Raw genomic sequence first — 12,962 nt, forward strand, 5'->3', positions numbered from 1 at the left:
GTCAGCGTTTATAAGGGCACCCCGGTGCCCTTTTTAACAGGAGAAGCAGGATGAAAACGGCATTAGTGACCGGCGGCAGCCGGGGTATTGGCCGAGCGACGTCGCTGCTACTGGCGCAGCGGGGCTATCAGGTTGCAGTGAACTACCATCAACGTGCAGCGGCGGCCGAAGACGTTGTGGCAATGATTCAGCAGCAGGGCGGTCAGGCCTTTAGCGTGCCCTATGCAGCGGGGTGGACAACCAGAAGAGATCGCGCAGGCGATACTCTGGCTGCTCAGCGATGAGGCTTCCTACATTACCGGCAGCATCATTGACGCTGCCGGCGGTCGATAAAACCCGGCGTTACAGCTTTTCACCGTTGCTGGCGATCACCTGCTGATACCAGGTAAAACTTTTCTTCCTGGCGCGGTTGAGCGTACCGCTGCCATCGTCATTTTTATCCACGTAGATAAACCCGTAGCGCTTGCTGTACTGGCCGGTGGTGAAAGAGACGCAGTCAATACAGCCCCAGGGGGTGTAGCCCATCAGTTCGACACCGTCATAGCAGACCGCCTGCTTCATCTGCTCAATATGCGCCTGCAAATAGGCGATGCGGTAGTCGTCGTTAATCGATCCATCCGCCCCGACGTTATCAATCGCCCCGAAACCGTTTTCGACAATAAATAGCGGCTTTTGATAGCGTTCATACAGGGTAGCCAGGCTGTATCTCAGCCCGACCGGGTCGATTTGCCAGCCCCAGTCGGAGGCTTTTACATGCGGATTGGGTACGCTGCCCGCAAAGCCCGACACCGCGCTGCCGCTGCCCTGCGCGTGAGCCTGCACCGCATTGCTCATGTAGTAGCTCAGGCCGATATAGTCCGCACAGCCCTCGCGAAGCGTTCGGGCATCCTCCGGCAGCATGGCAATGTCATAGCCCTTGCGCGCCCATTCGTTAAGTATGTATGGAGGGTAATACCCGCGCATATGGACGTCGCTAAACAGGAAGCGCTCACGCATCGCTTCCTGCGCGAACATCACATCCTCGGGGTGGCAGGACCAGGGGTAGAGCGGCACCATGGCGATCATGCAGCCGATCTGCATCGCAGGATTGATGTTATGTCCCAGCCTGACCACCTGCGCGCTGGCGACAAACTGATGGTGCAGCACCTGAAACATCGCCTGTTCGGGATTATCATGGTCGGTAAATACCACGCCTGAGCAGCAATAGCCGAACAGCGGATACTGCCAGTTACGCTGGTTATTGATCTCGTTAAAGGTCATCCAGTATTTAACTTTATTCTTGTAGCGCTCCATCACGACCTGACTGAAGCGAACAAAGAAATCCACGACGTTGCGATTCAGCCAGCCGCCATACGCCTTCACCAGGTGATTTGGCATCTCAAAATGCGACAGGGTAATAACCGGCTCAATGTTGTATTTCAGCAGCTCATCGAACAGATCGTCGTAGAACTGTAGCCCGGCCTCGTTAGGCTCATGCTCATCCCCGTTAGGGAAGATCCGCGTCCAGGCAATGGAGGTGCGAAAGCATTTAAACCCCATCTCAGCGAAGAGGGCCACGTCCTCTTTATAGCGGGAATAGAAATCAACCGCCTGATGATTGGGATAGCTGTTGCCCGCCTGTACGCCGTCGGTTATGACGCGGTCAACGCCATGCGCGCCGCCGGAAAGGACATCTGCAATGCTCACGCCTTTTCCGCCCTGGTCCCAGCCGCCCTCAACCTGATGTGCGGCCACCGCGCCGCCCCAGAGGAAGCCTTCAGGCAATTGCTGTTTGCTGGTCATCACTCTCATCCTTTTTGGTAAATATAGCCAGAGGGCCAGCTATTATTGCAGCCAGCCCTTACGTTGGGCCTCAATAAGATGCCCTTCCAGATGGTTCCACAGTGCCGGCCACTGCTCTGCCAGCGCAACGTTGCGGGCCAGCACCTGTTCGAGCCGAATACCATTCTCTTTCCAGCTCTGGCCCTGATTATGCAGATTCTGAATAATCGGCAGGGCGCGATCCAGCATATTGGCAAAGCGGGCATCAACGCTTTCGCCGGCTTCATATTCGTCCCAAAGCGCCCGGAAACGCTGCTGTAATGCGGCGGGCAGCAGGCCGAACAGACGATCGGCAGCGGCGACCTCCTGGTGTGAAATGGCCTCGCGGGCCGCAAGGTCATAGACCATGACGTCTCCTGCATCGATCTCCACCACGTCGTGCAGTAGCGCCATCTGTACGACACGCTGCACGTCAGTTCCCCCCTCAAAAAAGGGGGCCAGACTCATGGCGGCCACGGCCAGATGCCAGCTGTGCTCCGCTGAGTTTTCATGGCGGGAGTTGCCAATAAGCCGGGTGCGGCGTTCGACACGTTTGAGCTTATCCAGCTCCATCAGAAAATCCATGACCTGCGTCATTGGCCCGAAATCGACACTGTTTACCTGTTCAGACATCACTCACCTCGTCGTTCCCTGAAGGGGAAAAAAGTTGGCGACTATTGTAAGGTAAACGTTTGCGTTTTGCTTTCCAGAATATGTGTTACAGGCATTCACAGTTTAATAAAGCTTACAGTTGTACTCTGAAATCATTCTCAGCTAAGCTAAAAATGCTCAATTTTCGGGCACATCTACGCGTATCAGCGTGACAGGAAGCATTAGCTGCAATCTGACGGCAGTGCAGAGCTGAATAAGGGCCCGACTCAGCATGTGGAGAACAGGATTGTATGACAGGTAAAACATTATTAGCGCAGGGCTATTCCCTGGCGGAAGAAGTGGCCAACAGTATCAGTCACGGCATTGGTTTTATTTTTGGCATTATTGGGCTGGTGCTGATGCTCACGGAGGCGAACGCCAGCCAGGCAGACACCGTAGCAATAATCAGCTACAGCCTTTATGGCGGCAGTATGATCCTGCTGTTTCTGGCCTCAACCCTCTATCACGCCATTCCCCATCCGACCGCCAAACTCTGGCTGCAAAAGCTGGACCACTGCGCCATCTATTTGTTGATCGCCGGAACCTACACGCCTTTTCTGATGGTCGGACTGAAATCGCCGCTGGCACACGGGCTGATGGTCATTATCTGGAGCCTGGCGCTGCTCGGGGTGCTGTTTAAGCTGGTGTTTATTAACCGCTTTGAGGCGCTGTCGGTCATTACCTATCTGCTGATGGGCTGGCTGTCGCTGATTGTGGTTTATCAGCTGGCGCTGAAGCTGCCGGCGGGCGGCATATGGCTACTGGCGGCGGGGGGGATAATCTATTCACTGGGCGTCATTTTTTATAGCTCGAAGCGCATCCCCTATAACCATGCCATCTGGCACGGCTTCGTACTCGGCGGCAGCGTTTGCCACTTTCTGGCGATCTACCTGTACGTGATGTGATACAGGGGCCGAGCGGCCCCTGTTAAGTCCGGATCAGGTCAGGGAATAGGGCAGAGGTTGGATCGTTAAGCTGCCGCCTTCGTCCCCCTGCACACGCAGCTCGCTGTCCGGCTCCAGATCGTTATTCAGCACGGCCTGAACCCATACTTCGCCGTTATCCAGCTGGCAGGCCGTCAGGATCGTCCCGGTCCGCCGCCAGTTTTCCCCCAGTTTCATCTCCAGTGAACCACCGGCAGCAGGAACCTGCCCGGCCTGTCCCGCCAGCCAGTAAAGCGCCCGCTTGTTGGCGCCGCGAAATTTAGCGCGTGCAACCATCTCCTGCCCGGTATAGCAGCCCTTTTTAAAGCTGATGGCGTCCAGCGCCTGGAGGTTAGTCGCCTGAGGAATAAACTGGGCGCTGGTGGCGGTATCAATTACCGGCAAACCCGCTTCGATATCAAGCGCCAGCCACTGCGTGCTGTCGTTCAGCTGTGCCTGTCCCTCAAGCGCCTGGCGCAGCGTCTGAGCCGTCTGCGCATCGGTTACCAGCAGAAATCTTTCCTCCGGCGTGGGTAGCCAGAGCAGGGTGGTATTGTCCTGCTGCACCACAGGGTTTTCAGCATCCGGCAGGCTGGTAAAAACGCCAGCCAGCGCGCCACGGCACTGGAAGCCCGCGACCCCGAGCAGCACGGCGTCATTATCGGCAGCAATGGTCACTTTTGAAAACACGGCGTACTTCTTCAGCTGGGTAACCTGCTCTTCGCACAGGCTGCGGCGCGCAATATAAGCCAGCCCCCCGGCACGATGAAACAGACGCAGGTTGCTCCACATCTTTCCTTTGGCATCGCAGTGCGCGGTCGGGCGGTGGTCATTGTCGGCCAGCGCGGCGACGTCCAGCGTCACCTGACCCTGTAAATAGCTGACGCTATCGGCGCCGGTCACAGTCACGAGCGCCCACTCTTCCAGCGAGATCAGCGTAAGCGGCAGACGCGCAGAGGCCGCGGGTTGACGAGGCGGAAAAGAGAAAGTCGGCATGATTCAGTCCTGTAGTGGGGTGAAAAAAACAGCTCTGCTCCTTATGTTAAAAGAGCCGAATGGCTTTGCAACCTGTTTCCTTGAAACGGCGCACAAAACGCGTGATAACTCTGCACGGCAGCTCGCTGCTTTGCGGGACGGCGCGAAATCCGGCCGCTATTGCATCAACATCCCCGATAAAAAGCGCTACACTAGCGGCCATCTTTGACTGAATGACGATGGATAATATGGATAGTAGCAATAAAGCCCGGGTTCACTGGGCCTGCCGCCGGGGGATGCGTGAACTGGATATCTCCATTATGCCGTTTTTTGAGTATGAGTATGATTCCCTTTCTGAGGACGACAAGCAGATATTTATTCGCCTGCTAGAGAATGACGATCCCGACCTCTTCAACTGGCTGATGAATCACGGTGAACCCGCCGATCCTGAACTTAAGCGCATGATCAATCTGATACAGCAGCGAAATCAGCAACGTGGCCCAGTGGCACGCTGAGCTCAGGGTATCCTGGCGTGCGCAGTGGATATCCCTGCTTCTGCACGGCGTAGCGATACTCGCGCTGCTGCTGGCACCCTGGCCTGCCAGCTATACCCTGGTCTGGATGTTGCTACTGACGCTGGTTGTCTTTGAATGTGTGCGCAGCCAGCGGCGTATTCGCAGTCGCGAAGGGGATATCGCGCTGCTGGAGGGGGGGCAGGTTCAGTGGCGCCAGAAACGCTGGCACATCACCGGCCGTCCGTGGATGACCCGGCAGGCGATGCTACTGACGCTGCGTACCCCGTCAGGGGATCGGGAGAAACTCTGGCTACTCAGAGACAGCATGGATGAAGAGGCATGGCGTCAGCTCCGCCAGCTGCTGCTTATCCCTGCCCGCGCCGCATGACGAGGCGGAACTGCGCTTCACTCACCGCGCGGCGTGACGTTCTGTAGCAGAGCAGCCGCTACCGCGCCACATGACGATGCGGCAGGCTGCTTAATGCGGCCCGCAGCCTGTGCGGACGGGATTGCTGCCGTTACAGCAGCGCCGCCATCTCGGTGAGGATCTGCTCGCCCCACTTGGCAATGCGCTCGTCGGTGCGCTCAAACTGATTAATATCATCCAGCGCCAGCCCAAAAAAGTGCCTGCCGTCGGGGGTAAGCGGTTTGGTGCTGGTAAATTCATACCCCTCATTTGGCCACAGGCCGACAAACTTCACGCCCATTGGGGCCAGCAGGTCATGCAGCATGCCGAGCGCGTCGAGAAACCACTCGCTGTATTCTCCCTGATCGCCCATGCCGTACAGGGCCACCACTTTATCACGCAGGTTTAGCGCGGGCAGATCGCTCCAGATGGCTTCCCAGTCCTCCTGCAGCTCGCCGAAGTCCCAGGTTGGAATGCCGAGGATCAGCATGTCATACTGTTCCATGAGCTGCGGGGGATCGTCCTTCAGATTATGCAGCGTAACGAGATCGTCGCCGATAAAGTCGCGGATCTTCTCTGCCGCCATCTCGGTGTAGCAGGTGCTTGAGCCATAAAACAGACCGATATTCATCTCTGGTAATCTCATTCCTCTTGATGCACTGGCGCGGATTATATCAGAATTGACCAGGGGTCAGTCATAACAGGCCGTCGGTAAACAGATAAAGGGGCAGTGTGGTGCAGGACAGCGATCTGATTGAACAGTTTTTAGATGCCTTGTGGATCGAGCGTAACCTGGCGGAAAACACGGTGGCTTCCTACCGGCTGGACCTGATGTCGCTGGTCGGCTGGGCTGCGCATCATAACACCCAGCTGCTGCGCGTTGACGCCGCGGACCTGCAGCAGTTTCTGGCTGAAAGGCTGGAGGGGGGCTACAAGGCGAGCAGCTCCGCGCGGCTGTTAAGCGCAATGCGCCGCCTGTTTCAGTATCTCTGTCGGGAAAAGCTGCGCGAAGACGATCCCAGCGCACTGCTCTCTTCACCTAAGCTGCCGCAGCGCTTGCCGAAAGATCTCAGCGAGGCGCAGATAGACCGGCTGCTACAGGCACCCAGCGTTGAGCAGCCAATTGAGCTGCGCGACAAAGCGATGCTGGAGCTGCTCTACGCCACCGGCCTGCGCGTCACCGAGCTGGTCAGCCTGACGCTCAATAACGTCAGCCTGCGGCAGGGCGTGGTGCGGGTGATTGGTAAGGGAGATAAAGAGCGTCTGGTGCCGTTGGGGGAAGAGGCGGTGCACTGGCTGGAGCAGTATATTGAGTATGGTCGCCCGTGGCTGCTTAACGGTCAGACGCTGGACGTGCTGTTTCCCAGCAACCGCGCGCAGCAAATGACGCGGCAAACTTTCTGGCATCGAATCAAACATTACGCCACACTGGCAGGCATCGACAGTAATAAACTCTCGCCCCACGTGCTTCGCCATGCATTTGCTACCCACCTTCTGAACCATGGGGCCGATCTGCGTGTCGTACAGATGCTGTTGGGCCATAGCGACCTGTCGACGACCCAGATCTACACGCACGTTGCCACTGAGCGACTGCGGCAGTTACATCAGCAGCACCATCCTCGCGCCTGACCTACGGCGCGGTGAATACTATTACCGGCCTGCGACCCCGCTCTGAGGGCGGGTTCAGGCTCAGCGTACAAGTCTATAAGGACATTAAATGAAGAAGCGTTACCTGATACTTTCTCTGCTTATCGCCGTCAGTGGCTTGTCTCATGCCGATGATGCGGCCATTAAACAGTCGCTGCAAAAGCTCGGCCTTCAGCAAACGGAGATCCAACCTTCTCCTCTGCCGGGAATGAAAACGGTACTGACGGAGAGCGGCGTACTGTATATCACCGACGATGGTAAACAGTTTATTCAGGGACCGCTGTACGACGTCAGCGCAGGCCAGCCGGTAAACGTGACCAATAAACTGCTGGAGAAAAAGGTCGATGCGCTGAGTAGCGAGATGATCGTTTATAAAGCGCCGAAGGAGCAGCATGTCATCACCGTATTTACCGATATCACCTGTGGCTACTGCCATAAGCTGCATGCGGAAATGGCAGATTACAACGCGCTTGGCATCACCGTGCGCTACCTGGCCTTCCCGCGTGAGGGGATGAATGGTCAGGTGGCGAAGGATATGAAATCAATCTGGTGCGCTGGCGATCGTCGCAAGGCGTTTGATGCGGCGATGAAGGGCGAAGCGGTTTCGCCGATTGACTGCAAAATCGACCTTTCCCAGCATTACAAACTGGGCATCCTCTACGGTATCCAGGGTACGCCCGCCATCCTGCTGCAAAACGGTATGATGATCCCCGGTTACCAGGGACCTAAAGAGATGAAACAGCTACTTGATAGCCAGAAAGCAGGCGGCTGATTGCATTGAACAGTAAAACCGAGCTCCGCCGCCGTCGGGCGGTGGAGGGTAGCCAGCTCCCGGCCGATCTCCACCCGCTGCTGCGCCGTCTCTATATGCAGCGGGGCGTACTCCAGCCTGATGAGCTGGTGCGAAGTGCTAAAAATCTTCATCCCTTCCAGTCGCTGGCGGGTATTGAGCGCGCGGCGGCGATCCTGCATCAGGCCATTGCTGATAATTTATGCATTATGATTGTGGGCGATTTTGACGCCGACGGCGCGACCAGCACCGCACTGACGGTACTGGCGCTGCGCAGCATGGGCGCGGCTAACGTTAAGTATCTGGTGCCTAACCGGTTTGATGACGGCTACGGCCTCAGCCCGGAAGTGGTGGAGCAGGCGGCGGCGCGCGGCGCGCAGCTGATCGTCACCGTCGATAACGGCATTTCGTCACATACGGGCGTCAGCCTTGCCCATGAAAAGGGCATTGCGGTGGTCATTACCGATCACCACCTGCCGGGCGATACCCTGCCGGATGCCGATGCGATAGTGAACCCGAACCTGCATGAGTGCGACTTTCCTTCAGGCGCGCTGGCCGGGGTAGGGGTCGCCTTCTACCTGATGCTGGCGCTGCGTGCGCGCCTGCGCGGGAGCGGGGCGGAAACGCTGCCGAACCTGGCTGAACTGCTGGATCTGGTGGCGCTGGGGACGGTTGCCGACGTGGTGCCGCTGGACGGCAATAACCGCATTCTGGTCTGGCAGGGGCTGAGCCGCATCCGCGCGGGTAAGTGCCGCCCGGGGATCAAGGCGCTGCTCGAGGTGGCTAACCGCGATGCAAGGCAGCTGGCGGCGAACGATCTCGGCTTTGCGCTGGGGCCGCGTCTTAATGCTGCTGGCCGCCTGGACGATATGTCCGTCGGGGTGGCGCTCCTGCTCAGCGAGGACATCGCTCAGGCCCGCATGCTGGCCAGCGAGCTGGATGCGCTAAACCAGACGCGGAAAGAGATTGAGCAGGGCATGCAGACCGAGGCGCTGGCGCTGTGCGATGCGCTTGAGCGCAGCAGCGAGGCGCTGCCGCTCGGCATTGCGATGTACCATCCCGAGTGGCACCAGGGCGTGGTGGGAATTCTGGCATCCCGCCTGAAGGAGCGTTTCAACCGGCCCGTCATCGCCTTTGCTCCCTCGGGGGACGGTCTGCTTAAGGGGTCGGGGCGGTCTATTGTCGGTCTGCATATGCGTGACGCGCTGGAGCGGCTTGATACGCTCAATCCGGGGCTGATCCTCAAGTTTGGCGGTCACGCGATGGCGGCAGGCCTGTCGCTGGAGGAGGCGAAGTTTGAGGAGTTCCGCCAGCGCTTCGGCGACCTGGTGGGCGACTGGCTGGACGAGGAGGCGCTACAGGGCGTCGTCTGGAGCGACGGCGAACTGATGGCGCAGGAACTGACGCTCCCCACGGCAGAACTGCTGCGTGAAGCGGGCCCCTGGGGCCAGGCGTTTCCGGAACCCCAGTTCGACGGCAAATTCACCCTCATCCAGCAGCGGCTGGTGGGTGAACGGCATCTGAAGGTGATGGTGGAGCCGCTGGGCGGAGGCCCGCTGCTGGACGGTATTGCTTTCAACGTTGACACCACCCTGTGGCCGGACCCCAGCGTCCGTCAGGTCGAGCTGGCCTACAAGCTGGATATTAACGAATTTCGCGGTAACCGCAGCGTGCAGCTTATAATCAGCCACTTCTGGCCGCTATAGCCTGAACTGAAGCAAGGCTACAAACTGCCCCGAATTTCAGTTAAACTGCTGAGTTACATTTACGCCCGATTCGATCACCTAAAAGATTTTAAAATCATGTTTGAAATTAACCCGGTAAAGAACCGAATTCAGGATATCTCAGAGCGCAGTGGCGTTCTCAGGGGGTATCTTTGACTACGATGCCAAGAAAGAACGCTTAGAAGAAGTTAACGCCGAGCTGGAACAGCCGGACGTCTGGAATGAGCCTGAACGCGCCCAGGCGCTGGGCAAAGAGCGCTCGTCGCTGGAAGCGATCGTCGAAACCCTGGATCAGCTGACCCAGGGGCTGGACGACGTCTCGGGCCTGCTGGAGCTGGCCGTTGAAGCCGAAGACGAAGAGACCTTCAACGAGGCCGTTGCCGAACTCGACGTGCTGGAGAAGAAGCTTGGCGAACTTGAGTTCCGCCGCATGTTCTCAGGCGAGTACGACAGCGCCGACTGCTACATCGACATTCAGGCCGGTTCCGGCGGCACCGAAGCGCAGGACTGGGCCAGCATGCTGGTTCGTATGTACCTGCGCTGGGCTGAAGCGAAAGGCTTCAAAACCGAGGTGATTGAAGAGTCCGACGGTGACGTTGCGGGGATCAAATCCGCCACGCTGCGCATTATCGGCGACTACGCTTTCGGCTGGCTGCGCACGGAAACGGGCGTCCATCGCCTGGTGCGAAAAAGCCCGTTTGACTCGGGTGGCCGTCGCCATACCTCGTTCAGCTCCGCCTTTATCTATCCGGAAGTGGAAGACGATATTGATATCGACATCAATCCGGCGGATCTGCGTATTGACGTTTATCGCGCGTCGGGTGCGGGCGGTCAGCACGTTAACCGGACCGAATCGGCGGTACGTATCACCCATATTCCGACCAATACCGTTACCCAGTGCCAGAACGATCGCTCTCAGCATAAAAACAAAGACCAGGCCATGAAGCAGATGAAGGCAAAGCTGTATGAGCTGGAAATGCAGAAGAAAAATGCTGAGAAGCAGGCGCTGGAAGATAACAAATCTGATATCGGCTGGGGGAGCCAAATCCGCTCCTACGTTCTTGATGACGCACGTATCAAGGACCTGCGCACCGGCGTGGAAACCCGCAATACCCAGGCGGTGCTGGATGGCGATCTGGACCGATTTATTGAAGCAAGCTTGAAAGCAGGGCTATAAGGAACTGACATGTCTGAACAACAACCGCAGGGCACTGACGTCGCACTTGAGTTAAACAATGAACTGAAAGCGCGTCGCGAAAAACTCAGCGCGCTGCGTGAAAAGGGCGTGGCATTCCCGAATGATTTTCGCCGCGATCGCACGTCAGACCAGCTGCATGCTGAGTTTGATGCGAAAGAGAACGAAGAGCTGGAAGCGCTGGGCATTGAGGTTAGCGTTGCCGGGCGCATGATGACCCGCCGTATTATGGGCAAAGCCTCCTTCGTCACCCTTCAGGACGTGGGCGGCCGCATTCAGCTTTACGTTTCGCGTGACGACCTGGCGGAAGGCATCTATAACGAGCAGTTCAAGAAGTGGGATCTCGGCGATATCGTCGGTGCGCGCGGCAAGCTGTTCAAAACCAAAACCGGCGAGCTTTCCATTCACTGTAGCGAACTGCGCCTGCTGACTAAAGCCCTGCGCCCGCTGCCGGACAAGTTTCACGGTCTGGCCGATCAGGAAACCCGCTACCGTCAGCGCTATCTGGATCTGATCGCCAACGACGAATCGCGCAACACCTTTAAAATCCGCTCGCAGATTATGGCCGGCATCCGCAGCTTTATGGTGGGTCGCCAGTTTATGGAAGTGGAAACGCCAATGATGCAGGTGATCCCAGGCGGCGCCTCTGCCCGTCCGTTTATCACCCATCATAACGCGCTGGATATTGATATGTATCTGCGCATCGCCCCGGAGCTGTATCTTAAGCGTCTGGTGGTCGGCGGCTTCGATCGCGTCTTCGAGATCAACCGTAACTTCCGCAACGAAGGGATCTCACCGCGCCATAACCCAGAGTTCACCATGATGGAACTCTATATGGCCTATGCGGACTATAAGGATCTGATCGAGCTGACCGAGAGCCTGTTCCGTACTCTGGCGCAGGACGTGCTTGGCACCACCGTAGTGCCTTATGGCGAGCAGAGCTTCGACTTCGGTAAGCCCTTCGACAAGCTGACCATGAAGGAAGCGATCCAGAAATACCGTCCGGAAACCGACCTTGCCGATCTTGATGATTTTGATAAGGCTTCAGCCATTGCGCGGTCGCTGGGGATCAAAATTGAGAAGAGCTGGGGCCTCGGCCGTCTGGTAACGGAAATCTTTGAAGAGACGGCGGAAAGCCATCTGATCCAGCCGACCTTTATCACCGAGTATCCGGCTGAAGTTTCGCCGCTGGCGCGTCGTAACGACCAGAACCCGGAAATCACCGATCGCTTTGAGTTCTTTATCGGCGGGCGTGAAATCGGCAACGGCTTCTCCGAGCTGAATGATGCACAGGATCAGGCAGAGCGTTTCCTGCAGCAGGTTAACGCCAAGGATGCGGGTGACGATGAAGCCATGTTCTATGACGAAGATTACGTCACCGCGCTGGAGCACGGCCTGCCGCCAACGGCCGGGCTGGGGATTGGTATTGACCGTATGGTGATGCTGTTTACTAACAGCCACACCATCCGCGACGTCATTCTGTTCCCTGCGCTGCGCCCCAGCGGCAAGTAAGCGCTTAACGAACCACCGTCCCGGGATGTAAGGCCACCGGGACGGACGGTCAGCCAGAGTAAAGGGACGAAGCGATTCGTCCCTTTTTCATTGGCCCGCGCCAAACGCTATCGACGATCAGGATTTAACGGCCTGATTTAACCAGTCCTTAAAGCGGGCATAGGGAATATAGAGCGAAACGTCTTTGTACAGCGCCTTACCGGTTTTCAGGTCATTGATGCGGTCTGAATAGCCGACGATAACGCCCGCCACCGAGTCATCGGCGGCATTATAGACTGCCCCGCCTGACATACCCTTCACCACGCCTGCATCAGACGCGACCACCACGCAGCTGACTTTGTTCCACTCATTTTTCAGGCCGGTATTGACCAGGTTGGTGCCGGTCGATGCCACCGGCATGGCGGAGATAAAGCTGTAGCCGTAGAGGTTAATTTTGTCGCCAATGTGGCCATTACGGAAGTGGGGCGGATGAAAATCGGCGTTCTTATGGTACACCACCGCCAGGTCACATTCAGGATGGTAAGCCTTCACCCGGTACAGGGAGTATTTCGCCACGTGCGCGGCGGTCAGGCTGTATTCAGACGTGAGCGGTATTGTGGTGCCGAGCGTACCCACCCCTAAGACGGTCGGGATCCCGGTAACGGTCATATCCACCCGTTTTTCAGCCTCGCTACTGTACTCATACTTTCCGACGGAACATCCGCACAGCAGCAGGGTGAGCAGGCAAATAGCACGTTGCATCTTATTTCCTCGGCAATGAATCGATCAAGCACAGCACTGGGATGCCCGTTGGAACCGTTATCGAGGTATCGGCTTTTACACGC

14 protein-coding genes and 2 pseudogenes are annotated in these 12,962 nt (G+C 57.3%); 11 read left to right on the forward strand and 5 right to left on the reverse strand.

What is annotated here, in order from left to right; genetic code table 11:
- Positions 1 to 50: 50 nt before the first annotated feature.
- Positions 51 to 218, forward strand: a pseudogene (locus AC4PCC_RS03500) (SDR family NAD(P)-dependent oxidoreductase); the annotation flags it as partial.
- Positions 214 to 333, forward strand: a pseudogene (locus AC4PCC_RS03505) (SDR family oxidoreductase); the annotation flags it as partial. The pseudogenes AC4PCC_RS03500 and AC4PCC_RS03505, both read left to right, overlap by 5 nt.
- Before the next feature lie 9 nt (positions 334 to 342).
- Here AC4PCC_RS03505 and AC4PCC_RS03510 read toward each other — a convergent pair.
- A complete protein-coding gene (locus tag AC4PCC_RS03510; RefSeq protein WP_492126410.1) occupies positions 343 to 1,782 on the reverse strand; it encodes a 6-phospho-beta-glucosidase in 1,440 nt (479 codons plus the stop codon).
- A 42-nt stretch (positions 1,783 to 1,824) separates the two neighbouring features.
- Positions 1,825 to 2,433: an HD domain-containing protein gene (locus AC4PCC_RS03515; protein ID WP_345828867.1), complete on the reverse strand. Its 609-nt coding sequence runs from the start codon at positions 2,431 to 2,433 to the stop codon at positions 1,825 to 1,827.
- Positions 2,434 to 2,702: 269 nt separating this feature from the next.
- Here AC4PCC_RS03515 and trhA point away from each other — a divergent pair, with 269 nt between their 5' ends.
- Positions 2,703 to 3,356 (forward strand): PAQR family membrane homeostasis protein TrhA, encoded by a 654-nt coding sequence (trhA, locus tag AC4PCC_RS03520; protein WP_492126411.1) that lies wholly within the window; start codon positions 2,703 to 2,705, stop codon positions 3,354 to 3,356.
- A gap of 33 nt (positions 3,357 to 3,389) precedes the next feature.
- On the opposite strand, the gene ygfZ is transcribed toward trhA, so the two are convergent.
- Complete coding sequence (gene ygfZ, locus AC4PCC_RS03525; protein WP_492126412.1) at positions 3,390 to 4,370, reverse strand: tRNA-modifying protein YgfZ; 981 nt, start codon at positions 4,368 to 4,370, stop codon at positions 3,390 to 3,392.
- Between ygfZ and AC4PCC_RS03530 the strand changes: the two genes are divergently transcribed.
- Genes AC4PCC_RS03530 through AC4PCC_RS03540 form a run of 3 tightly spaced genes read left to right on the forward strand, consistent with a single transcriptional unit; the run spans position 4,369 to position 5,252 of the window.
- Positions 4,369 to 4,578, forward strand: a complete 210-nt coding sequence (locus AC4PCC_RS03530; protein ID WP_067708903.1) for a hypothetical protein — start codon at positions 4,369 to 4,371, stop codon at positions 4,576 to 4,578. The two genes, ygfZ and AC4PCC_RS03530, sit on opposite strands and share 2 nt — an antisense overlap.
- A gap of 19 nt (positions 4,579 to 4,597) precedes the next feature.
- Positions 4,598 to 4,864, forward strand: coding sequence for an FAD assembly factor SdhE (sdhE, locus tag AC4PCC_RS03535; RefSeq protein WP_345831621.1), 267 nt, complete (start codon positions 4,598 to 4,600; stop codon positions 4,862 to 4,864).
- Positions 4,845 to 5,252 carry a protein YgfX gene (locus tag AC4PCC_RS03540; RefSeq protein WP_345828862.1) on the forward strand — a complete coding sequence of 136 codons (408 nt, stop codon included), beginning with the start codon at positions 4,845 to 4,847 and terminating at the stop codon, positions 5,250 to 5,252. The genes sdhE and AC4PCC_RS03540 overlap by 20 nt, the downstream gene beginning before the upstream one ends.
- Positions 5,253 to 5,382: 130 nt before the next feature.
- Here AC4PCC_RS03540 and fldB read toward each other — a convergent pair whose 3' ends face one another.
- Entirely contained in the window at positions 5,383 to 5,901 is a 519-nt protein-coding gene (fldB, locus tag AC4PCC_RS03545) for a flavodoxin FldB (RefSeq protein ID WP_492127451.1), read from the reverse strand.
- 104 nt (positions 5,902 to 6,005) lie between these two features.
- On the opposite strand from fldB, the gene xerD reads away from it, so the two are divergent.
- From xerD to lysS, 5 genes are all read left to right on the forward strand, one after another.
- Positions 6,006 to 6,899, forward strand: a complete 894-nt coding sequence (xerD, locus tag AC4PCC_RS03550) for a site-specific tyrosine recombinase XerD (protein WP_492126413.1) — start codon at positions 6,006 to 6,008, stop codon at positions 6,897 to 6,899.
- Between the two features lie 88 nt (positions 6,900 to 6,987).
- Positions 6,988 to 7,689 carry a bifunctional protein-disulfide isomerase/oxidoreductase DsbC gene (dsbC, locus tag AC4PCC_RS03555; protein WP_067708916.1) on the forward strand — a complete coding sequence of 234 codons (702 nt, stop codon included), beginning with the start codon at positions 6,988 to 6,990 and terminating at the stop codon, positions 7,687 to 7,689.
- A gap of 5 nt (positions 7,690 to 7,694) precedes the next feature.
- The gene (recJ, locus tag AC4PCC_RS03560; RefSeq protein ID WP_492126414.1) at positions 7,695 to 9,413 is read left to right on the forward strand and encodes a single-stranded-DNA-specific exonuclease RecJ; all 1,719 of its coding nucleotides are present in this window, start codon (positions 7,695 to 7,697) and stop codon (positions 9,411 to 9,413) included.
- A 96-nt stretch (positions 9,414 to 9,509) separates the two neighbouring features.
- Positions 9,510 to 10,608, forward strand: a protein-coding gene (gene prfB / locus AC4PCC_RS03565; protein ID WP_156485027.1) for a peptide chain release factor 2 whose coding sequence is annotated in 2 segments (ribosomal slippage) — positions 9,510 to 9,584 and positions 9,586 to 10,608 — 1,098 coding nt in all. Because the reading frame shifts where the segments join, the coding sequence is not laid out codon by codon here.
- A 9-nt stretch (positions 10,609 to 10,617) separates the two neighbouring features.
- Positions 10,618 to 12,138, forward strand: coding sequence for a lysine--tRNA ligase (gene lysS, locus AC4PCC_RS03570; protein ID WP_492126415.1), 1,521 nt, complete (start codon positions 10,618 to 10,620; stop codon positions 12,136 to 12,138).
- 117 nt (positions 12,139 to 12,255) lie between these two features.
- Here lysS and AC4PCC_RS03575 read toward each other — a convergent pair whose 3' ends face one another.
- The gene (locus tag AC4PCC_RS03575) at positions 12,256 to 12,879 is read right to left on the reverse strand and encodes a serine protease (RefSeq protein ID WP_492126416.1); all 624 of its coding nucleotides are present in this window, start codon (positions 12,877 to 12,879) and stop codon (positions 12,256 to 12,258) included.
- Between the last annotated feature and the right edge of the window lie 83 nt (positions 12,880 to 12,962).

The organism is Erwinia sp. L03-1 (genome assembly GCF_058686115.1).